The sequence below is a fragment of the Nonlabens marinus S1-08 genome, assembly GCF_000831385.1.
GTDB classification, from domain to species: domain Bacteria; phylum Bacteroidota; class Bacteroidia; order Flavobacteriales; family Flavobacteriaceae; genus Nonlabens; species Nonlabens marinus.
In genome coordinates this window covers 116,635-139,257 of the sequence record NZ_AP014548.1, presented here as the reverse complement: position 1 = coordinate 139,257, position 22,623 = coordinate 116,635, and the positions used below count along the sequence as shown (strand labels likewise).

Annotated in this window: 22 protein-coding genes and 2 tRNA genes; 9 read left to right on the top strand and 15 right to left on the bottom strand. The window is 39.8% G+C overall.

Annotated elements, in window-relative coordinates; all coding sequences use genetic code 11:
- Positions 1-26 precede the first annotated feature (26 nt).
- On the bottom strand, positions 27-500 hold the full coding sequence (locus tag NMS_RS00665) for an SRPBCC family protein (RefSeq protein WP_041494889.1): 474 nt from the start codon (positions 498-500) through the stop codon (positions 27-29).
- A gap of 121 nt (positions 501-621) precedes the next feature.
- On the opposite strand from NMS_RS00665, the gene NMS_RS00660 reads away from it, so the two are divergent.
- From NMS_RS00660 to NMS_RS00640, 6 genes are all read left to right on the top strand, one after another.
- A complete protein-coding gene (locus NMS_RS00660; RefSeq protein ID WP_041494888.1) occupies positions 622-2,601 on the top strand; it encodes a peptidylprolyl isomerase in 1,980 nt (659 codons plus the stop codon).
- The gene (locus NMS_RS00655) at positions 2,594-3,445 is read left to right on the top strand and encodes a hypothetical protein (RefSeq protein WP_041494887.1); all 852 of its coding nucleotides are present in this window, start codon (positions 2,594-2,596) and stop codon (positions 3,443-3,445) included. Before NMS_RS00660 ends, NMS_RS00655 begins: the two co-directional genes overlap by 8 nt.
- Complete coding sequence (locus tag NMS_RS00650) at positions 3,405-4,880, top strand: peptidylprolyl isomerase (RefSeq protein ID WP_041494886.1); 1,476 nt, start codon at positions 3,405-3,407, stop codon at positions 4,878-4,880. Before NMS_RS00655 ends, NMS_RS00650 begins: the two co-directional genes overlap by 41 nt.
- Before the next feature lie 20 nt (positions 4,881-4,900).
- Positions 4,901-5,854, top strand: a complete 954-nt coding sequence (locus NMS_RS00645) for an AAA family ATPase (RefSeq protein ID WP_041494885.1) — start codon at positions 4,901-4,903, stop codon at positions 5,852-5,854.
- Entirely contained in the window at positions 5,855-6,034 is a 180-nt protein-coding gene (locus NMS_RS13785) for a hypothetical protein (protein ID WP_148311310.1), read from the top strand.
- A gap of 242 nt (positions 6,035-6,276) precedes the next feature.
- Positions 6,277-8,544, top strand: coding sequence for an aconitate hydratase (locus NMS_RS00640; RefSeq protein WP_041494884.1), 2,268 nt, complete (start codon positions 6,277-6,279; stop codon positions 8,542-8,544).
- Positions 8,545-8,621: 77 nt separating this feature from the next.
- Here NMS_RS00640 and NMS_RS00635 read toward each other — a convergent pair whose 3' ends face one another.
- The 3 genes from NMS_RS00635 to ggt form a co-directional block, all read right to left on the bottom strand.
- Complete coding sequence (locus NMS_RS00635; RefSeq protein ID WP_041494883.1) at positions 8,622-9,395, bottom strand: SDR family NAD(P)-dependent oxidoreductase; 774 nt, start codon at positions 9,393-9,395, stop codon at positions 8,622-8,624.
- A gap of 63 nt (positions 9,396-9,458) precedes the next feature.
- Positions 9,459-10,136, bottom strand: a complete 678-nt coding sequence (locus NMS_RS00630) for an acyloxyacyl hydrolase (protein WP_158448941.1) — start codon at positions 10,134-10,136, stop codon at positions 9,459-9,461.
- A 10-nt stretch (positions 10,137-10,146) separates the two neighbouring features.
- Complete coding sequence (gene ggt / locus NMS_RS00625) at positions 10,147-11,829, bottom strand: gamma-glutamyltransferase (RefSeq protein WP_041497339.1); 1,683 nt, start codon at positions 11,827-11,829, stop codon at positions 10,147-10,149.
- Between the two features lie 103 nt (positions 11,830-11,932).
- Here ggt and NMS_RS00620 point away from each other — a divergent pair, with 103 nt between their 5' ends.
- Entirely contained in the window at positions 11,933-12,640 is a 708-nt protein-coding gene (locus NMS_RS00620) for a hypothetical protein (RefSeq protein WP_041494881.1), read from the top strand.
- On the opposite strand, the gene NMS_RS00615 is transcribed toward NMS_RS00620, so the two are convergent.
- From NMS_RS00615 to NMS_RS00575, 9 genes are all read right to left on the bottom strand, one after another.
- Positions 12,632-13,771, bottom strand: coding sequence for a lycopene cyclase family protein (locus NMS_RS00615; RefSeq protein ID WP_041494880.1), 1,140 nt, complete (start codon positions 13,769-13,771; stop codon positions 12,632-12,634). The genes NMS_RS00620 and NMS_RS00615 overlap by 9 nt on opposite strands.
- On the bottom strand, positions 13,750-14,370 hold the full coding sequence (locus tag NMS_RS00610; RefSeq protein WP_041494879.1) for a carotenoid biosynthesis protein: 621 nt from the start codon (positions 14,368-14,370) through the stop codon (positions 13,750-13,752). Before NMS_RS00610 ends, NMS_RS00615 begins: the two co-directional genes overlap by 22 nt.
- Positions 14,367-15,830, bottom strand: a complete 1,464-nt coding sequence (gene crtD, locus NMS_RS00605) for a 1-hydroxycarotenoid 3,4-desaturase CrtD (RefSeq protein ID WP_041494878.1) — start codon at positions 15,828-15,830, stop codon at positions 14,367-14,369. Before crtD ends, NMS_RS00610 begins: the two co-directional genes overlap by 4 nt.
- Positions 15,831-15,833: 3 nt before the next feature.
- Positions 15,834-16,280 carry a sterol desaturase family protein gene (locus NMS_RS00600; protein WP_041494877.1) on the bottom strand — a complete coding sequence of 149 codons (447 nt, stop codon included), beginning with the start codon at positions 16,278-16,280 and terminating at the stop codon, positions 15,834-15,836.
- Between the two features lie 2 nt (positions 16,281-16,282).
- Positions 16,283-17,122: a phytoene/squalene synthase family protein gene (locus tag NMS_RS00595; RefSeq protein ID WP_041494876.1), complete on the bottom strand. Its 840-nt coding sequence runs from the start codon at positions 17,120-17,122 to the stop codon at positions 16,283-16,285.
- A complete protein-coding gene (locus tag NMS_RS00590) occupies positions 17,119-18,585 on the bottom strand; it encodes a phytoene desaturase family protein (protein ID WP_041494875.1) in 1,467 nt (488 codons plus the stop codon). Before NMS_RS00590 ends, NMS_RS00595 begins: the two co-directional genes overlap by 4 nt.
- A 159-nt stretch (positions 18,586-18,744) precedes the next feature.
- Positions 18,745-19,662, bottom strand: a complete 918-nt coding sequence (locus NMS_RS00585; protein ID WP_041494874.1) for a MerR family transcriptional regulator — start codon at positions 19,660-19,662, stop codon at positions 18,745-18,747.
- 129 nt (positions 19,663-19,791) lie between these two features.
- Positions 19,792-19,876 (bottom strand) — tRNA-Leu (locus tag NMS_RS00580).
- Positions 19,877-19,927: 51 nt separating this feature from the next.
- Positions 19,928-20,000, bottom strand: a tRNA-Lys gene (locus NMS_RS00575).
- A gap of 87 nt (positions 20,001-20,087) precedes the next feature.
- On the opposite strand from NMS_RS00575, the gene NMS_RS00570 reads away from it, so the two are divergent.
- Entirely contained in the window at positions 20,088-20,630 is a 543-nt protein-coding gene (locus NMS_RS00570) for a shikimate kinase (RefSeq protein ID WP_231862348.1), read from the top strand.
- Here the strand turns inward: NMS_RS00570 and NMS_RS00565 are convergent.
- Both NMS_RS00565 and NMS_RS00560 read right to left on the bottom strand, forming a co-directional pair.
- Positions 20,622-21,110 (bottom strand): phosphoribosyltransferase family protein, encoded by a 489-nt coding sequence (locus tag NMS_RS00565; RefSeq protein ID WP_041494873.1) that lies wholly within the window; start codon positions 21,108-21,110, stop codon positions 20,622-20,624. The genes NMS_RS00570 and NMS_RS00565 overlap by 9 nt on opposite strands.
- A 97-nt stretch (positions 21,111-21,207) precedes the next feature.
- Positions 21,208-21,588, bottom strand: a complete 381-nt coding sequence (locus tag NMS_RS00560; RefSeq protein ID WP_041494872.1) for an RNA-binding S4 domain-containing protein — start codon at positions 21,586-21,588, stop codon at positions 21,208-21,210.
- Positions 21,589-21,663: 75 nt separating this feature from the next.
- Between NMS_RS00560 and NMS_RS00555 the strand changes: the two genes are divergently transcribed.
- Positions 21,664-22,575, top strand: coding sequence for an FKBP-type peptidyl-prolyl cis-trans isomerase (locus NMS_RS00555; RefSeq protein WP_041494871.1), 912 nt, complete (start codon positions 21,664-21,666; stop codon positions 22,573-22,575).
- The last annotated feature ends 48 nt before the right edge of the window (positions 22,576-22,623 follow it).

Genomic DNA, 22,623 nt, shown 5'->3' with positions numbered 1-22,623 from the left:
GGGAATCGAGAAGTCGGTTCCCATTTTTAGTTACCGGCTACAGAGGTGCCATCTTCTGCAAAACTCTTGAAATCCTTCATAAACTGATAGGTTTGTTGTTCAAAAAGATCAGGCTTTGCTTTAGCGACCAGCCGCATCATGCCTGTAAATTTAAATTCAGAAGTCGCATCCCACACCGTTTGTTTGATGGTTTTTTGATCGGTGGTTTTTTCGCTTTCGCGAAAGCGATTGCTTTGCATATTCAGTACACCCTTAGTCCTATAAGTAGCTTTCCAATGGTGTGGCAGGTCCCGCTCAATAATTTCCTCTACCATACTTACAGTGCCTACCAGAGTTTTAATTTTAAGACGTCTTTTACTCCCTTTCTCACCCACAGTTGAAGTCAAATTGTCAAAACTAATCAAGCCTTTTTGCCAGTGCTTAAAGTTGTCCTGATTTAAAAATAATTCCATGATATAGTCAATGGGCTTGTCAATGGTAATTTGATACTGATGATTCATATCAAGTTGGTACGCAAAACTGGTAGAACTTAACAGGAGTTGCATAATAAGTAGGGGTTCTTCACGTTTTGTTCCCCTATGGGTTTTAACTATTTTTGCCCATGGCAGTAGAACTATTTTTATGATAAGATTTCAGTCGGTTTTAATTTTACTATTCGTTTGTTTTTCAGGTATTTGTACTGCGCAGCAACTGGAAGATAAAATTCTTCTAACTATTGACGGTAATGAGTATGATGCGGGAACTTTTATGCGGGTATATCTCAAAAACCTGGATATTGTACAAGATCCAGCTCAAAAGGATATGGATAGCTACCTGCAGCTGTATATAGATTACCGCTTGAAATTGCTTCAAGCTCAGGAAATGGGTCTTCAAAATGGTGAATCTTACAAACAAGAACTAAAATCTTACCGCAACAGCCTTGCAGAATCCTACCTTACGGACAATGAGGTGACAGATGCACTGGTGCAAGAAGCTTATGCCCGAATGACGCAAGAGGTCAACGCCAGTCATATTCTGGTAAAAGCAAACAGAACGGCAACACCAGAAGATACTGTAGCGGCTTATAAAAAAATAGAGTTACTCAAAAAACGGGTGGCCAATGGTGAGGATTTTGCTGTGATTGCACGCAATGAAAGTGAAGGTCCTAGTGCGGTTTCTAGTGGTGAATTAGGGTGGTTTGGACCTTTCAAAATGGTTGATGAATTTGAAGATGCTGCGTACCAAACTCAAGTTGGGAAGGTGTCACCTATATTTCGCACAGATTTTGGTTATCATATTCTTAAAGTGAATGATAAACGTAAGGCTCCGGGCGATGTAACCGTTGCTCACATTATGACGTACGACCAGCGTAATGACAGCATTGCAACAGCACAAGAGCGTATAGAAGAAATATATGGGCAATTGGAAGCTGGAAGAGACTTTGCTGCAATGGCTAGAGAGTTTTCTGAAGACATCAACAGTTCTCGCAATGGTGGTACAATGCCTAGATTCGGAACCGGAGGACTCAATGCCCCAGAATTTGAACAAGCTGCATTTGAAATTGACCAGCTCAATAGTTACACTAAGCCTGTTCAAACAAAGTATGGTTGGCACATTATTAAGTTGATTGAGAAGCACCCTGTTCCTAGTTTTGAAGAGAGCGAAGAAAATTTACGTAAGCAAATTCAAAACTCTCCTCGCTCCAGAAAAATAACAGAAGCCTTCACAAATAAACTAATTGCCAAATACAAAGTCCAATTACCGAATATCAATTCTTATACAAGTCAATTTCCTCAAGTTACTGATTCATTAATGATGGGAAAATGGAGATTTCAAGCTGGAGCTGGTAAAGCAAAGGGATTGTTTGTGATAAGAGATCAGGCATTTACAGTAAACGATTTTTACGAGTTTGTATCAAAAAAACAACAGAAAGAGTACCGTCAATTCGGTAGTCTGGAGGAGAAATTAGCGACCTATTATAAAGAGTTTATCAATGATTCGTTGATTGGGTATTACGATACACACCTAGAGAGAGATAATAAAGACTTCGCTTTTATTTATGGAGAATATAAAGAAGGCTTACTCTTATTTGATTTGATGGAGAAAAAAGTGTGGGAAGAAGCTAAGGTGGACAGTCTAGGTCAAATGAAGTATTATGAGGCTCACAAAGATAAATACCGCTGGAAACGTAGATTAGATATTGTAATGACTCAAAGCACGACTGAAGATGTAGCCCAGCAAGTGAGAAGCTTACTATTAGATGGAAAGGATGTAGAGGAAATCAAGGACCAAGTCAATGAAAAGGGAAATACTAAAGTGATGGTGTCCACAGGAATTGTAGAAGAAACATACCCTAGGCTTCCTAAAGGGTTTCAAGTAAAAGAAGGTGTCTCGAGTATATTTGAGAAGGAGGAAAACGGGTTTTATAAAGTCATTAAAGTGAATGAAATTTTAGAACCTTCAATAAAAACTTTTGAAGAAGCGCGTGGTAATGTTGTTAACGACTACCAGCAGGAATTGGAAAAACAATGGATGGACAACTTGCGCGAGGGTAGGAAGATCAAGGTAAATGACAAAGTGTTCCAACAAGTAAAACAAGAAGTAACAAAGAAGGGTGCGTAAAAACTGGATTTATTTATTGATTTTAGGACTACTGGTCTCTTGTTCCTTTTTTGAAAAGGAAGTACAAGTTGATGCGGTAGCTCAAATAGGTGACGTTTATTTGACCAGGGCAGAAATACAGTCGATATTGCCAGTTGAGTACACTGAAAATGACTCCATACTTATTGTTCAAAAATTTATAGACGAGTGGGCAACTGACCAGATGTTGATGGCAAATGCCCGTCAAAATATATCTGAAGAAAAGCAACAAAATCTAGATGTACTCATTCAACGCTATAAAACAGAACTTTACGCGCAGGCTTATTTACAGGAGTTGATCAAACAAAACTTGGACACCAGTGTTTCAAAAGAAGCCATTCAAGATTATTTCAAAGCCCGTAAAGAAGAGTTTGTTCTCAATGAGGATCTCGTCAAATTTCGCTATTTATGGGTGGATAAAACCTATTCAGAATTAGATAAGGTGACCAACTGGTTTGAGAAGGGAGATCGCAAAAGCTTAAAAATTTTAGACAGTTTATCTCTTGGATTTCGCAGTTATTCTTTAAATGATAGCATTTGGGTAAAGAAAAGCATCCTTTTGGATCGAATTTTGCCTATCACAGCAGCAAATGAAAACGAGTACATAATACCAGGTCGCAGTTGGGAGCTAGAAGATAGTCTTGGCGTATATTTGGTGCGCTTTAAGGACGTGTTACGTCGCGGCGAGCAAGCACCACTATCCTACGTCAATCCCACGATCAAACAGATTTTACGTAACCAGCGGAAACTGGCGTACATTAAAAAAATAGAAAAAGACTTATTAAATGAGGCGATTGAAAGCAATAGACTTAAGATTAATCCGTAATTGGGCTAGTGTTTTGGTAGTTTTCGCTTTCGCGAAAGCGATGACAGCACAAACTACTCCACAACCTACAAATGCCGCACAAGACGAGGCCATCAAGCAAGAAGTGCTTGCCGCGCTTGCCGACACCGTGAAGCCTACGAAAGTTCGTTATAAAGTAGATGGCGTGTCTGGAGTGATTGGTGATTATGTGGTCTTGGAATCTGATATTGAAAAGCAAATCATGGCGTACAAACGCGCAGGTAGTCTTGACGACATCAGTAAATGTGAGATGATGGAGTCCATGCTGGGTGAGAAGTTGTATGCGCACCACGCCATACAAGATAGTATAACAGTCTCAGATGAAGAGATTGCAAACATGACAGAGCAGCGTATCGAATATTTTAGATCCCAACTTAACGGTGCTAGTGATCAAGAAATCGCTGACGTCTACCGTATGGATAACATACAGCAGGTAAAAGACGAGTTGAATATTATCAATCGTGATGAGTTGCTGGCGAGCCGCATGCAACAAAGATTGACGGAAGACATTCAAATCACTCCAGAGGAAGTAAGACAATTCTTTGCTAGTATTCCAGAGGGCGAGCGACCACTATTTAATACAGAAGTGGAGATCGCACGTATCGTGGTAAAATCCAAACCTAGTGAAGAATCCGTCAAGGAAACTATTGAAAAATTAAATGAGTACCGTGATGATGTGTTGAACAACGGTGCCAATTTTGCCGCTAAAGCAACCTTATTTTCAGAAGATGTAGGAACGGAGCGTCAAGGGGGATTGATTTCTTTACGTAGAGGTGAACCTTATGCTAAAGAGTTTAAAGAAGCAGCCTTCTCCCTTCAAGAAGGACAGATAAGCAAACCATTTGAAACAGAGTTTGGGTGGCATATTGTATATCTTGAAAAAATTAGAGGATCCGTTCGTGATGTAAGACACATTCTACTCTACCCATACATTAGTCGTTCACAAGAGGCTAAGGCAAGAGCCATGCTGGATGAAATGCGTGATAGAATCGTACAAGGTGACACCACTTTTGCAGATGCTGCAAGAGCCATCAGTGATGAAAAGGAGACTGCCAAAAACGGTGGTTTGTTCGTGAATCCAACAACAGGAGAGAATTTATTAGACTTGACTAAAGCGGCGCCTGGATTAGTTTCTACAGTCCAATTCATGGAAGAAGGAGACGTGAGTGGGATTATTGAAGAAAAGGATCGTCGTAATGTAGGTGTAATGACTTTCACTATTGTAAACCTAATACGTAAAGTAAAGGACCACGAGGCAGACTACACTAAGGATTTCTTGAAGATCAAAGAACTGGCACTTAGAGATAAGCAAGTACGTAAGATCAAACAATGGAGAGAGGATAAAATCAAGGACACGTATATTAAAATAGGTCCAGATTTTAAGGAATGTGATCTACTGCAAGAGTGGACTAAGTAACCATAACAACCAACCAGCGCATGTCAGATGTAGCAGCGATCGACCATCTAGTCGTTAGACACAAAGAGCTTAAGAAAGAAATAAGTAAAGTCATTATAGGACAAGATCATGTCATTGATCAAATTCTGATTAGTATTTTTTCTGGAGGTCACGCATTGCTCATAGGTGTTCCAGGATTGGCAAAAACGTTGATGGTGAACACCATTGCCCAGGCTTTAGGCTTGAAATTTAAGCGGATTCAGTTTACTCCAGACTTGATGCCATCTGATATTTTAGGTAGTGAAATACTTGATGAAAGCCGTCAATTCAAATTTATTCAGGGCCCGGTATTCTCTAATATCATTCTCGCAGACGAGATCAATCGTACACCTCCTAAAACACAGGCTGCTTTGCTTGAAGCTATGCAGGAGAGATCAGTAACAGTGGCAGGACACAGGTACGAGTTGGAAAATCCATACTTCGTTCTTGCTACTCAAAATCCCATTGAACAAGAGGGAACCTATCCATTGCCTGAAGCGCAATTGGACCGTTTCATGTTCGCTATCAATTTAGAATATCCATCCTATCAGGAAGAGATCGATGTGGTGAAGGCTACTACTTCAGATCACAAACCTAAAGTGATTCCATTATTCAGTGCGCAAGAGATCGTGGATTTGCAACAATTAGTTCGTCGCATTCCCGTGGCTGATAATGTGATTGAATACGCTGTCCAGTTGGTTGGTAAAACTAGGCCTAAGTCAGACAAGGCACCTGAAATTATTAAGGAATACATTGACTGGGGAGCAGGACCTAGAGCCTCACAAAACCTGATACTCGCCGCTAAAACCCATGCTGCTACCCGCGGTAAATACAGTCCAGACATTGAAGATGTCAAGGCTGTGGCTCCAGGAATCCTTAGACATCGCATCATTAAGAATTATAAGGCAGAAGCAGAAGGCCATACGGAGGACAGCCTGATTGCAAAAATAATGTAGATGGCCCGACGGTACACCTTACCACTTTTGATGCTTTTTCTAGGCGGTCTTTTGGTTGCATTGAGTGCACCAGTGCGTGACTCACAGCCTTTAATTTCCTCTATTTTATTCTATTTTGGATACGGTATCGACATCCTTGCCATCGCTCTTTTTATCAAAATAAGGTTTCAAAAGTCATAATTTGTAAAGAGGCTTTTGTTTTTTCGCTTTCGCGAAAGCGAAAAAACATCAATTTACAACTCTTGAAATGTGAATCTGATAATTCATCATCACCTAAAATGCAGATTCACTGAATTTAGGAGTGTGAATTTATGGAATTCCTAAGAATACAACAATCATTTACTAGGTTCTACTGATATTTTCAAATAGCCTTAGTATTTCGTAAATTCGCGGGAAACAGATTTTATAAAAATTACATATATATGGCTTTTGACATTGACATGATCAAAAAAGTGTATGAGACTATGCCAGAGCGCGTGGACAAAGCACGTGAGCTTGTCGGAAAACCCTTGACACTTTCAGAAAAAATACTTTATTCTCACCTATGGGATGGTAAGGCAGAGAAGCCTTTCACTCGTGGGAAAGATTATGTTGATTTTGCTCCAGACCGCATAGCGTGTCAGGATGCAACGGCTCAAATGGCATTATTGCAATTTATGCAAGCTGGAAAAAGTCAAGTAGCAGTCCCTACAACGGTTCACTGTGATCACTTGATTCAAGCAAAGCAAGGTGCGAGTAAGGATTTAGCACGCGCAAATGATGTGAGTCATGAAGTATTTGATTTTTTAGGTTCCGTTTCTAATAAATATGGAATTGGATTTTGGAAGCCAGGTGCAGGAATTATTCACCAAGTGGTTCTTGAAAATTACGCGTTCCCAGGAGGAATGATGATAGGAACTGATTCACATACGGTAAATGCTGGTGGACTAGGAATGGTAGCAATTGGAGTAGGTGGGGCAGATGCTGTAGATGTTATGGCAGGAATGGCTTGGGAATTAAAATTCCCTAAGTTGATAGGAGTGAAACTAACAGGAAAAATAAACGGCTGGACCAGTGCTAAGGATGTGATCCTTAAGGTAGCTGGAATTCTTACGGTAAAAGGAGGAACAGGTGCGATCATTGAATATTTCGGTGAGGGAGCTAAAAACTTATCCTGTACTGGTAAAGGAACTATCTGTAATATGGGTGCTGAAGTAGGTGCTACCACTTCTACATTTGGTTATGATGAATCCATGTCTAGATACCTAAGAGCAACAGACCGTGCAGATATCGCTGATGAAGCAGACAAAGTAGCAAAATACCTAACGGCAGATGATGAGGTATATGCAAATCCAGAGCAATATTTTGACCAAGTAATTGAGATCAATCTGGATGAATTGGTACCACATTTGAATGGACCATTTACTCCAGACCTAGCCACTCCAGTAGGACAGCTAGGAGAGAAAGCCAAAGAAAATGACTGGCCATTAAAAGTAGATTGGGGGCTTATAGGTTCTTGTACCAACTCTTCTTATGAAGATTTAACTAGAGCAGCTTCTATTGCTGAACAAGCGGTAAAGAAAAATATCAAGCCTAAATCTGATTTTGGTATCAACCCAGGTTCTGAACAAATCCGTTTTACAGCAGAGCGTGATGGAATCCTGAAGGTTTTTGAAGATCTTGATGCTACTATATTTACGAATGCTTGTGGACCATGTATAGGTCAATGGGATCGTAGTGATGCTAAAGGCGATGCTAAAAACACCATTGTACACTCATTCAACCGTAACTTCTCTAAGCGTGCTGATGGAAACCCAAACACACACGCCTTCGTAGGATCACCAGAAATGGTTGCAGCGATTGCCATATCAGGTCGATTGGATTTTAACCCAATGACGGATAAACTCATCAATGAAGACGGTGAAGAAGTAATGCTGGATGAACCTTCAGGAATTGAATTACCACCTAAAGGTTTTGAAGTAGAGGATGCGGGATATGAAGCGCCTGTAGAAGATGGGAGTAAAGTAAGTGTAAAAGTGGCGGAAGATAGCGACCGTTTGCAACTACTAACTCCATTTGAACCATGGGATGGAGAAAACTTAATGGGAGCTAAATTGTTGATCAAAGCTTTCGGTAAGTGTACTACAGACCATATTTCTATGGCAGGACCATGGTTGAAGTACCGCGGACACCTGGATAATATTTCTAACAACTGTTTGATTGGAGCGGTAAACGCATTCAACAAACAAACCAATCTAGTGAAGAGCCAGATTGATGGTGAGTACGATGCAGTACCTAAAACACAGAGAGCTTATAAGAAAGCTGGGATTCCAACGGTTGTAGTTGGCGATCATAACTATGGTGAAGGTTCTTCTAGAGAGCATGCTGCCATGGAGCCTCGTCACTTAGGAGTTTATGTGGTATTAGTGAAGTCATTTGCTCGAATTCATGAGACCAACCTTAAGAAGCAAGGGATGTTAGGTGTCACTTTTGCAAATGAATCAGACTATGATTTGATTCAAGAAGACGATACTTTCAACTTTGTAGATCTTGAAAACTTTGCTCCAGACCAACCATTGACGGTTGAATTGGTTCACAAGGATGGTTCTAAGGATACCTTTAAAGTAAATCATACCTACAATGATGCTCAAATCAAATGGTATCGTAAGGGAAGTGCCTTGAACTTGATAAAAGAAGAAAACGCAGCTTAATTTTTAAACTGTTACGTAATAAAAGAGCGTTACCATTGATTGGTAACGCTCTTTTTATTTTGGGAGCATCAGCTGTTTTATTCTTGCATTTTACGCACTTGGCCCATCACTATTTTTTTAGGAGTTAATGGTAAGGCTTTTAGCATTAAGCTTTGGCCTAGAGACAATCCAGCCTTGACATCCATTTTCCCTTTCATCATTCCTTCATAGCCAGCTAGAGCAACGCTTTGAGCACTTGCCGTGTCCTCAAACAAGGCGCTGTTTTCAAGCCCTGCAGTTTTAGCAAAATTAGTTTCTGTGGCTCCAGGCATTAAGTTAGTCACTGTAACGTTAGTGTCTTTGAGTTCTTCACTCATAGCATTACTTAGTGAAGTAACGTAGGCTTTGGTAGCAAAATAAACCGCTTGAAGCGGTCCTGGCATGAGACTAGCAGTTGAAGAAACATTGAGGATTCTACCGCTATTTCTAGCGACCATTTCTGGAAGGAACTTATGACAAAGTTCTGTCAATGCCATAACATTTAATTGTATCATGGATTGATCCTCTTTCCAATCGCGTTCTTGGAAAAATCCAGTTCCACCAAATCCAGCGTTATTGATTAAGAAATCAATAGTAATTTTTTGTTGTTCTAACTCTGCATGAATTTCATGCACGGCCTTGGACTCTGTTAAATCTTTAGCGATGACATAGACCTCAATACCATATTGAGATTCCAATTGCGCTTTTAAACCGTTTAAATGTTTTTCACTGCGAGCGATAACGACCAGATCGTTGCCACGCTCGGCATGGATAATACATAATTCCTTACCTATGCCGCTACTGGCACCAGTGATTAGGGCTGTGTTTTTCATTTTATTGTAATAGGGATAATGTGGTAATGTACCCTACAAAAATCAGCCCGAATTTAAATGAAATCATAAATTATAGGAGAATCCTATTTCAATTCCCGCATTATTGTGACCGTTGTTAGGCCGTCGCAAATTTGCGCTACTCACGTGACGCAAGCTAAAACGTAAATCATAATTCCATTTCCCTAATTCATAGCGCATTCCTATACCCAGAATGTCAGAGAAGGAAAAGCCTTTACGCTGCCGTTCTGTATCTGCCGTTGCAGTCATGGGACCAACGCTGATCAAACCATAAGTCTTGAAATTTTGATTTAAGCTATATGCATAGATCAAACCTAGATTGAGCGCATATTCTTGGTAGGATCTATTTTGAGTAAAAAGCTCCCGATTTTCCTGAAAATTGGGATGAGATGGCTTGATAAAAAAGAGGTTCAGCAATTGATGTTCTACAAAGTAGACTGAGGGTTCTACTAAGACCTCCAAGCTTTGACGTTGCCTCTCCCAGATGGGCGTGCCTATTTGTAATTTGATATACCTCGATGTATGTGCATAGTCTTCATCCCCAAATGGAAAAACATCTTGCTGAGAATATCCTATATGAACCCCTAGTCGCAATGGACGCTCCATCTTTTGAGAATAAAGAGATAAGGAAGCAAATAGCAATACCGTCGATAAAATCCATTGATTGTAATTAATAGGAGAAAGAGTTCGCTTTCGCGAAAGCGAAATGACCAGAAAATTCATACCTCTCATTTTAATAACCTACAGCAGCTCCATCTGGACTTGAACTGTCAGACGCTCCAAAGTAAACTCCATCCTTAGGGAAGAATTGAATTCCCATGAGCCTACCTAGCTGGCCCACGGGAATCATTTCGTGTCCCATGGCTTCCAATGCTCGCACCGTATCTGGTGACATTTTATTGCGTTCGTAATAGGTGACATCAGGCAACCATTGGTGATGGATTTTCATTGCTTCAATTGATTCATCTACCGGCATGTCATATAAAATGGTGTTCAGCACCGCCTGGAAAACGGTGTTGATAATCGTGCGCCCTCCAGGACTTCCCATGACCAGAACTGGCTGACCATCCTTTGCAACGATGGTAGGATTCATAGAAGAGAGCATTCGTTTTTCTGGTGCAATGAGATTAGGGTCAGTTCCTATCTGTCCATTGCTTTTTGTTTCACCAGGTACAGCATTGAAATCACCCATTTCATTGTTGAATATAAAACCTAGTTCAGGATCTCCTAGCCCAGAGCCGTAAGATTGTTCCAGTGTGTAGGTCACACTTACAGCATTTCCTTCCCTATCGACCACTGAAAAGTGAGTGGTATTTTCACCGTCATATGGGTGGCCGAAGCTGGTCGAATCACTCACAGATGCCTTGTTTTTGTCAAAGTTCTTAAACCTTGCGATCGCATGGTCTTTAGAAGTTAAAAGATTCAAAGGCATCTCCAGATTGAAATCTGGATCCCCTAAATATTCTGCACGATCGGCATAACCACGACGCATCGCCTCAATCATCAAATGTGTGTAGGCGGTTGAGTTGAAAGGTATTTCCTCAGCATTCGCCTGTTCTATAAAATTGAGCATTGCCGTCATGGTAACACCTCCTGAACTAGGCGGTGGCATGCTGTAAATATCATAACCGTTGAAGGTCCCGTGAATTGGTGCTCTTTCTACCGCTTGGTATTTTGCGAGATCCTGTGTCGTGATCAAACCACCGTTCGCTTTCATAAAGGCATCTATTTGGCTGGCAATTTTCCCTTTATAAAAACCATCTTGACCTTTTTTAGCAATCCACTCTAAGGTCTTGGCCAATTCTGGTTGTTTCCAAACTTCTCCAAAACTGGTCATTGAGCCATCGTCCTTAATAAAATAATTCTTGAGAAATTCAGTAGAGTTGTTGGTATAATGATAATTCCCTTCATTATATAATGCCCAAGTAAGAGGGAATCCTGTTTTTGCTAGTTGGATTGCTGGAGACAGTAAATCTGACCATGGAAGTTTGCCGTATTTTTTATGGGCCAAAAACATTCCTGCCACGGTTCCAGGAACACCTATAGCTTTTATAGAATCATGATTGCTTCCAGGAACAAGCTTTCCATTCTCGTCTAGAAACATAGTTGGACTGGAAGCTAAAGGTGCTTTTTCTCTAAAGTCGATTGTAGTTGCTTGTCCATTTTCTGGTAAGTACACTAGAAAACCACCACCACCTATATTACCCGCAGCAGGGTGTGTTACGGCAAGCGCAAATGCAGTAGCAACGGTTGCATCTATGGCATTGCCACCTCTTTTTAGAATTTGAACACCTGCATCGCTAGCGAGCTTGTTGTCTGAAACAACCATCCCATTACGGGCATAGGTTTGTGCTTTCAGTGAGCTGAATGTTAGTAGAAATAATAGAAATGAAATCTCTAAAAAGTAATTCTTCATGAAAAGGAAATATTTCGAAAAAGATACGACCAAAACCTTATTCAACAGGCGCAAAATTTGTGGTCTACAGGCGCCAAGACTACCTTTGATTATCACAATTTTTATGTCCAATCAAATTACCACGCTTACCTTTTACAAATACGATTCTTTCTGGGATCAGTTATGGGCATTTGGGATGATGCAGTTTGCACATCGCCCTATGAAAAGAGTAGAAGGCTTGAGTTTTTATAAATTATTAGGCAGTGGCAAGGAGAATTTTGACCCAAGACCTGACTTTTCAGTATATGCAGTTTTGCAGGTATGGGATAGCGAGGAGAAAGCAGTTGCGTATTTTAATGCTAATTCTCTAAGCAAACGCTATGAAAAGCATAGCAGCCATAGATTGACTATTTTTATGAAATCGATTAGGGCTTACGGCTTATGGTCTGGAGAAAATCCTTTCAAGTCGAGTTCTGAGCTTGATGACAGCAATCCTTACATCGCTGTGATTACCAGAGCAACTATAAAGTTGACAATGCTTCGCAAGTTTTGGAATTATGTTCCTACGTCTCAAAAAGACTTGGTCGATCATCCTAATTTATTATTGACTGCAGGAGTGGGAGAGCGGCCTGTCACTCAAATGGCTACTTTTAGTTTGTGGGATGATGTTAACGCACTGAAGAAATTTGCTTATCGAGGTAAAAACCACAAACAAGCGATTCAACAAACACAGGCTTTGCAGTGGTATAAGGAAGAATTATTTACCAGATTCCAGCCCTATCAAATAAAAGGGAGCTGGCCTGATTTTGAAATTCCTGAAAGTTTAAAATAGCTTTTTAAAGAAGCTTTTAATAAAAGGAAGTGATGTGAGCGGAAGCATGATTTTCAATTCCTGCAAGAAGTTACTTTCTTCATCTAGAAAGGAAAATATTCTAGCAATCGGATTATTTGAATATAAATTCTCAAAGAGTAAATGTCCGCGATTGTTGTGCTGGTGCAATACATCTAGCATGATGTCATCATAGAACCGGAAACGTTTCTTCTGCATTCCATGGTCTAAATCCCTACCTTTAATATAATTAGAAATCAATTGAGTAGCTCGTTTTTCACTCAGCTTGAAACTGTAACCCGTACTGCTCTTCACCCAGCCACCAGCGGTACCTATTTTATGCACAAATGATGTGTGATGCTTTTCAAATCTATATGTAGTCATGGGAATGACGCCTTGCTCGGTTTGAACTATGCTATAGTCTGTGGCATTTAAATAGGTGTCAATGTATTGGTTTAGGTAGTTTTCATACACCTGGTCTGCCACTAAATCTGGTGAGAAATAGGTGAACTCTACTAGGGCTTCCGTTTCCGAATAAGGAAGAATATACATAAAGCTTGTTGTCCCTGGATCCATTAAACGGTAGTCCATCATCACAAATCGCTCGGGATCAAATACTTCTTGCTCAGTTCTTAAATGCCATCCCAGAAAATGCTGACGCAATGTGATTGCCTCAGTATCCTTATAAAATTCTGGAGACACTCTGCTGTCTAGTACGAGTTTAGATTTGAAAACTCCCTTATTTGTATGAATAGCGGCAACTTTTGATTCTTCAATGCGGTCTACTCGAGCATCTACAAATGTTGCGTTAGGGTTTTGTTGGAGTTTCGCTTTCGCGAAAGCGATCACACCTTTACTCTTTATTGTCTTATAGCTATAAGGATTCAATCCCAGATCGATCTCTACTTGGCTGGTTTGAAATTTGCCTTGAGTCCATCGATCCAGCAAAAGCGAGTCCCATTTTCCTGCGCCTTTCTCCCAAAAGCTCCAAGTTTTCTCAAGGCTGTCTGCCTGAAAATCATCAAAGACGATGATTTTTTTATCTTTCATTTCAGGATGATCCAGCATTTGAATCAGCACGTGACTACCAGCGCAGCCTAATCCTACTATTGCTATGTCGTAATGATAATCCATAGAATGGCGGCGAAGATAAGTTGAACGATGTATAAATGTGCCGAGACTTTGAAATCTCCTTTTAAATTGAAGCTATTAGCAATGAGATGTAGTACATAAGCGATGACAAACCAGCAGAGGTAATTGAACCATCCAGCGCCATTTTCAAAACTCCAGAATCCCGCATAATCACAAATTTGTTCTAAGAATAGATCTAAAACTACCATTAACGCAGCACCTGCGCCTGCAATGATCCATCGGTTGTGGAAAAACCTTCTTGCAATAATATGGGTGCTAAATGTCAATAATGCCCAATTGATACCTATCAAATAGGGAATACCGTCGAGTTTAGGGCCAAAATTATCGCCATAGGAATAGGTTCCAAATAACCAACCTGTATGAACGCCTATCCATTCCACCGCAATACCTATGGCAGTAAAACTTAGGAACAACAGGATTGTTTTAGGAACGGTAATGGGGAAATAGTAAATGAGTAACCCAGCAAGCAAGAGCATGGTAAAGGGTGATTTTCCTAAAAAAAATTCCTCATAACCCAAGGCTAGACCAATGAGAGCACTCACATGGACGATCCACAAAAATATAAGGAGGCCATTTTTCATTGTGCTGGAGGAATCATGTCTGTTGCAATTTGTGCGCTTAGTAAACACAGTGGGATTCCACCGCCAGGGTGAACTGACCCGCCTACATGATACAAGTTTTTAAGTTTTCCATTGAAGTTTGGGTGTCTTAAGAATGCGGCAAACTTGTTATTACTTGCTGCACCGTATAAGGCACCGCGGTAAGAACTGGTATTTTCTTCGATCCCTTGAGGCGTTAAAATATATTCTGTCTCGATAAGTGGCGTCACGTCAATATGTAGCGTGCGATGAATCTTTGCGATGATATCAGCTTTTGCCTCAGCTACTAATTGTTTCCAGTCTTGACCATAATCCCCAGGAGCATTGATCATCACAAACCAATTTTCACACCCTTGAGGAGCATCGCTAGGAGTCATCTTACTAGTGATGTTGATGTAAACTGTCGGGTCATTGTACAACTCTTTTTTCTTAAAAATGTATTCAAATTCAGTAGGGTAATCCTCGCTAAATAAAATATTGTGTAGATCCAGTTGCGGGAACTTTTTTGAAATTCCCCAATAAAAAATCAAGGCACTGCTGGATCGTTCTTGTTCTAATGTTTTTTCTGGTTTCTCAATATCAGTAATCAACCGGTGGTAAGTGGGATAAATATCCATGTTAGACACCACGAGATCTTGTGCATAAAAGCCTTGAGCAGTGGTGACTCCCGTAGCCTGATTCTGGTTGTGGTTGATGGAGGTGACGCTTTCGCGAAAGCGGAATTTCACTCCAACTTTTTCTGCAAGTTCGTAGAGCGACTGCGAGATGCGATGCATACCACCTTCAGGGTAATAAGTTCCTAGCCCAATCTCCAAATGCGGAATCATACTCATAATTCCCGGAGTCGAATAAGGTGATGAACCGTTGTAAGTGGCGTAGCGATTGAAAAGCTGAGTCAGCTTAGGGTTCTCAAATTGCTCATTTTGCTCGTGTAACGTATTGCTAATACCTAAGAATGGAATTTTTATAATCGCCTTAATGGTGTCGCGACTCAGGTAGGTCTTCCAGCGGTGAAGCGATTTTTCAAGAAATAAGGACTTTGTAATATTGTATTTTGACTTGCTATTATTGAGGTAACTTTTCAGAATATTTTCCTCTTCATTAAAAACTAAAGTGGCTTCTTTAGCAAATTGGTCTGTACCTGTAGGAGCTTTAAAAGTGACTCCATCCTCCCAAAAGTAATGGCAAGCGGTATCCAAAGTTTTAAAATCGAAATTCTGAACGACTTCAGGAAAAAGTTGGTGCAATTCCAGTACTAATTCTGGTAAGGTGAATAGGGAAGGACCTAGGTCAAACCTGTAGCCATCTTGTTCAATGGCGTGCAGTTTTCCACCAGCGTACTCGTTTTTTTCAAAAACAGTCACATCATAACCTTTATGACGCAATCGCAATGCCGTCGCCAGCCCACCGATTCCTGCACCTATAACGGCAGCAGTAACCACGATTTATTTAAAGTATTTCAATGGTACGATCAACATACCAAAGTTCTCCCCATCGCCTTTACCTAAGTGCTTGTGATGGATCTTGTGAGCGCGTCTCACGCCTTTTGCATAAGTATTGTTCGCTTTACGCAGCCATTTAAAGCGTTGGTGAATAAAAATATCGTGTACCACAAAGTACGCAACACCATATGCAAATATTCCAGCACTGATAGGCAATGCCCACCACAGGTCTAAAAAGCTGTGTAATAATTTAAATGTGATGCTAATACTCGCAAAAAAAACAAAAAACCAATCGTTTTTTTCAAACCAACTGTCGTGGGTTTTGTGATGGTGGTCTTCATGCAAATTCCATAGAAAACCGTGCATAATATATTTATGGATGAACCATGCATTGAACTCCATTATTATAAAAGTGACTATAAAAATAAGGGACCATAATACTATTTCCATACCTAGATTAAGTTGAGTCTATAGCTCACATAGCCTTTAGCTAGCAAGCCAATTTTTTCATAATTAGGAACGCGTATTCTTGTATTGCGTATTTCTGCTGATGGCGTTCGTTCTAATCGAGTCAGTAGGCGGCGGTAATATTTGTATGCCGTGTACACGCCTAGTTTAGCCTCCACTGGTAAACGTTGAATTCCTCTAAGGCCTGCGTCAAAGTCAGCTTCAATCTCTTCAATCAATCGTGCTTTATCCTCTTCCTTAAGATCATGAAGATCTGTGTTTGGAAAATAACTACGTTCTAATACGTCAAGGTCTGCTTTCAAGTCTCTTAGAAAATTCACTTTTTGAAAGGCACTACCTAAACGCATGGCGTCTTCTTTGAGATCGTCATACTTCTGCTGATCCCCTTTTACAAACACCTTTAAAGACATAAGTCCTACCACGTCCGCACTACCGTAGATGTAGTTTTTATATTCTTCCTCAGTCAAATAAACGCTTTTATCTAGATCCAAGCGCATACTGTGAATGAATGCTCCATACATATCTGGAGTAATATTATATTTATTTACTGTTTCTTGAAAGGAATTGAGAATAGGATTCAGGCTAATTTTCTCATCAATTGCATAAGCAAGATCCTGTTCAAAACGATCTAGCAATACGCGTTTGTCATAGTCGTGAAAGGTATCCACGATCTCATCAGCAAACCGGACAAAACCATAAATGTTGTGTATATCTTGTCTAATCGACGGCCCTAGCATTTTGCTGGCAAGCGAGAAAGACGTGCTGTAATTGTTAGTTACTGCCCGACTGCATTGTCTGGAAACCTCGTCAAAGATACTTTTCATGTACTCAAGTGTTTGTTTATCAATTGTGCGGCTAACTTTCCAGAAATCAAAGAGGGCGGCACGCCTGGTCCGGGTACGGTTAATTGACCCGTAAAATACAGACTTTTTACCTTTCTACTCCTCAAATTAGGTCTAAGAAATGCTGTTTGAAGTAATGTATTTGCCATCCCATATGCATTTCCCTTATAACTATTGTAGGCGTCCTTGAAATCATTAACGCAAAAAGACTCCTTAAACAGAATGCGATCCATCACTTTTTGGTCGGTCAATTTTTCAAACCTATCCATAATCTTTTTAAAATATTCCTCTCGTAACGTAGGGGTATCCTCTAATCCTGGTGCTAGTGGAATAAGGAAGAATCCATTTTCACAGCCATCAGGCGCTGTTTGAGAATCTGTTATAGAAGTGAAATTAGCATAAAACAATGGGTCTTCAGGCCATTTAGGATCTTCATAAATTTCATTGGCGTGTTTCGTGAAATCTGTATCAAAAAACAGGTTGTGGTGATCCACATTTTTAAGCTTGCCTTCAAAGCCTACATAAAATATTAATGAGCTGGGAGCAAAAGTTTTTTTGTCCCAGTACTTTTCGGAATACTGCCGGTACTTAGACTTCAAAAGAGTTTCGGAATGGTGGTAATCTGCTCCAGATAGCACGACATCAAACAAATGGATTTCCCCATCAAGCGAAATCCCTTCTGCAGTTCCATGTTCATCGACAAGGATTTCAGTCACGGGCGCGTTTGTTTTTATCACTACACCTTGCTCCTCAGCCAACTTTTTCATACCCAGAATAACCTCGTACATCCCGCCTTTAGGATGCCAAGTTCCTAGTCCAAAGTCTGCATAATTCATGAAATTGTAAAAGCTTGGCGTATTTCCTGGAGTAGCACCTAAAAACAATACAGGAAACTCTAGTATAGAAACTAATTTTGGATCTTTGAATTTTTTACGGACATCTTTAGAAACATTCCCAATAAAAGCACCTAGTTTTTTAACGGTTTGGGGTGTTACAAGTTCCAATGGAGATTCCCCTGGACGATATACTAGATTTTTAATAGCGATATCATAATTCTCGCTGGATTTGTCCATGAATTCTTGCAACTTCTGTGCACTTCCAGGTTCGATGGCCTCAAATGTCTGTTTTATAGCTTCTAAATTATCACCTATTTGTATGCGATCATTTTCAAAATAAACAGAATATGCTGGGTTCAATTTGTCCAGTGTGTAGTAATCTGAAGGTTTTTTATCAAAATCTGCAAAAAAGCGTTCAAAGATATCAGGCATCCAGTACCAAGACGGCCCAATGTCAAAGGTGAAGCCATCACGTTCTAGACGTCGTGCGCGACCTCCAACGGTATCATTTTTTTCAAACATGGTTACTTCATGCCCAGATTGCGCTAGATAGGCAGCTGCAGCGAGGGAAGAAAACCCGGAGCCTATGACGGCAATTTTATGATTCATAAGGGGTTGGTTGATCAATGGTTATGACTAATTTAGTGGCTTTAGTATATTGTTGTAGTTTTTCAATTTTAAAGCTCTCGCGAGGTTTTTGAGTTGGTCGTAAGGACCTATCGAATCTTATAGGAAGTTCGCTTTCGCGAAAGCGAACTATATTGATTACTAGTGCTCAAGTTTTTTACTGGTTTCTAATCCGTTTATCAATTGTTCGATAGAATCGAAAGTTTTATGAGTTGGATTTAGTTTGAGGTCCTTCATTTTGGCGACCATCTGTCCTAGAATCCATAGGTCGCTATTTCCATTTTTATTGACGTTTTTTTCAAATTGCTTTAGAAATTTAGGTACTTTTTTTATGGTTGGATCCACGGTAATATATGTGATGTATACCAGTTTTTTACCTTTGTTTTGAAAATGCTCTAAGGCTTCTAAGGTCATGTAAGTACCCAAGTAAAGAGTTTCTCTACCTCGAGAAAGCAGTTCATAGTTTAAGAACAGTAATCCTAAGTCGTGCATCTCATTTTGAGGGAGAAATAGTATATATAGTTCTTTGTGTTGTTCATCAGGTTGATAATCCACATGTTCCATGTGGCTCAACAATTTTTGTTTGATCAAATGACTTATGAAATGTTCATGTGCGACATTTATGGTGTTGCTGTGCCATAGGTGACCTAGCTCGATTAAAAAAGGTATCAGTATTTCCCTAAAAACCCCTTGAAATCCTAATTCTTTCAAACCAGTATTAAAGACTCTATTGAAAAGGTTTTTGTCAAAATTGACCATAGCCAGTTTGATTTCCTGCAAACTGTGATTTGTAGTATTGCCTTTTTCAGCGTGTTTTTTGACTTCGGCTTCTAGCTGGCAGTCATCCATAGCAGCAATGGCACTTATCTTATTGCCGTTATTGTTGAGGTAGCTTACATTAAGAATACGCTGTAGAGCGTTTGTATCGTATCGCCTGATATTAGAATCAGTCCGCTCTGGAGTAAAAAGGCTGTATCTTTTTTCCCAGATGCGTATGGTGTGAGCCTTGATCCCGCTCAGATTCTCTAAATCCTTGATACTGAAGGTAGTCTTAATCAATTGTGCTGTTTAATGGATAATGGGTAAAGTTAGACAAAATATATCTTGCTGTAGGCAGATTCCTTTAACCTTATGAAATATTAAACAAAAAAAGCTCGCTGTCTATAAAAGAAGCGAGCTAATTACTACTGGTACCCGGAATGGGACTTGAACCCACACGTATAAATACACACGGCCCTCAACCGTGCCTGTCTACCAATTCCAGCACCCGGGTAAAAAAAAAGTCCTTATTTTGAATAAGGACTTTAATGCCTTACGGCCTTAGTGACTTGGCTGGGGTTCGAACCCAGGACCCTCACATTAAAAGTGTGATGCTCTACCAGCTGAGCTACCAAGTCTTGTTTTTAATTGCGGGTGCAAATATAAAACGTATCAGTGGTAACCTGCTAATCTTTTTGCTATAAATTTGTATAAAAATTATCTCTTTGAAAATCAGCAAAGAACCTATTTCAAATATTGTGCTTTTAGGCTATATGGGATCTGGAAAAACGACTGTAGGTCAGGAGCTTGCGTTGCAAATGTCCTGGAGGCATCTGGATCTGGACGATTATATAGAATCGAAAAAAAAAATGACTATTTCCCAGATTATTGAGTCAAAAGGTATTCTCTTCTTTAGAAAATTGGAACAAACCTGTCTTATAGAATTGTTGGAAGGTGCAGAGCAAACCGTGATTTCTTTAGGTGGTGGAACTCCTTGTTATTACGATAATATGAAATTAATCATTGAGGCGCCTCACACACGTTCCATTTATTTGCGAGCTAACGTTCCTTTTCTTACCTACCGTCTTTTTCCTGAAAAAGCGCATAGACCTTTAATTGCGGCGACAACTTCAGAAGAAAATCTTGCAGAATTTATAGGAAAGCACTTACTCGAAAGATCTGTATTTTACAATCAGGCAGATTTTACTATAGATGTTCAAGGCAAATCACCAGAACTTTTAGTTAGAGAAATCACAGGTTTAGGATAAGCTAACGCTGTAGGTAGTCCCTTGAATGTTTACTTGCACATGTTCTTCCATCGTTGTAGAGAGAGAAATACCTTTGAAGTCTGCCTTTACGGGAAATTTTTTGTGATTGCGATTCACTAACACAGCAGTTTTAAATTTCTTGATAGGTACTTCTAAAAAATGACGCACAGCATAAATAAGTGTGGTCCCGGAATTTAAAACATCATCGCATAAAACAATCCCTTTATCTTGATAATCACTCGCTGGAATGCTTGTGGTAACAGAGTTTAGTGGATTTTTCTTATCCATTTTCACCTCGCAAAGCACTACATTCAGATCACAGATGTTTACCAGTTGTTCCTTGAGCTTTTGAGCTAGAGTGTAGCCTCCTTCTGCAATACCAGCGAGTATCAACTGATCGTGCTCCATGTACACTTCGGCAATTTGATAGGCAATTCTTCTAATTTTATTGCTTACTTGATCGTGATTTAAAATTTCCATAGATGGATATTTAATAGGTAATTGGGTTTGTTTGACTGGTTTGGAAAATTTCGCTTTCGCGAAAGCGAAATTCGCTCCTTAATTATACTTTGTGAGTTTAAACATCCTCTTCAGTTTGATCCATTACGTTGTCTAGATCGCGGCGGTCTTTTTTCGTCGGTCTTCCTTCTCCTTTGCGGCGATAATAGTCTTGGCTAAGTTCGACCATTTTACGCGCTTCAAAACTTTCTTTAGGCGTACGGTCCATTCTATAAAGATCTACTAATTTGTTTCCTACTCGATTTGCAGGCAGGTCAAGAACCTCAACTTGGTAATCAATTTGATCTTTGCGCAAGGTAATCATGTCACCTGGGTAGACATCTCTCGCTGGTTTGACAATGTCCCCATTGACTCTAAAGCGGCCTTTTTTTGCAGCATCAGTTGCCTTACTTCTAGTTTTATAGTATCGAACGGACCATAAATATTTATCAATGCGCATATGATGTCTTATAAAATAGCGTTATCTCTACAAAAATAGCTGAAAATGGTATCTTTGAAGCTTTTAAAATTTTGCATGAAAAACTTAAAATTACAATTTCTAATCTTAATATTCCTATTGGTTTCAATCGCTTGTAGTCCAGATGACGGGCCAGATGCAATCCCAATACGTGATCGCCAAGAGGTATACATAGAAGACCTTGCCAAAATAAACGCCTTTTTAAACACTCATTTCTATAATGAGGATGAATTCCAAAACACTCCAGCAGGAGCTGATTTTGAAATAAAATTTGATACGATTGCTGGTGCTAATTCTGGACGGACACCGCTATCACAGCAAGTGGTGAGTCAAACAATCACTAGGGATGGTGTGGATTACAAGTTATATACTCTTAAAGTACGAGAAGGTTCTGGGGCCAGACAGCCCACATTTGCAGATAGTGCTTTAGTGAGTTACGAAGGTACCTTACTTAATGGAAATGTATTTGATAGCAGTATCAACTCCATTTGGTTTGACTTACCTTCCACAATCACTGGTTTTACCGCTGGTGTGACTCAGTTTAAAGACGCTTCTGCTATTAATCCAAATGGAGATGGAACCTTATCTTATGAAGGGAGTGGTATAGGAGCTGTTTTTATTCCTTCTGGGCTTGGTTATTTTGAGCGTACTCAAAGTGGTATTCCAGCATATTCTCCTATTATTTTCACTTTCAAATTGCGAAGAGCAAAAACTACAGATCACGACAGTGACGGTATCTTTTCTAAGTTTGAAGATTTGAACAACGATAAAAATTTACGCTCTCCTAATTTTGCTGATGATACGGATAGGGATGGAAGATTCAATTATCTAGAAATTGACGATGACAATGACGGTATCCTTACCGTAAACGAAAATGCAGACCCTAATGGTGATGGTAACCCAAATGATGCACTGGATACAGACGGTGATGGTATTCCAGACTACTTAGACGCAAGGACGGAAAACTAAATTATCCGTTTACAAAACAAAAAAATGCCTGCTATCAATAGCAGGCAT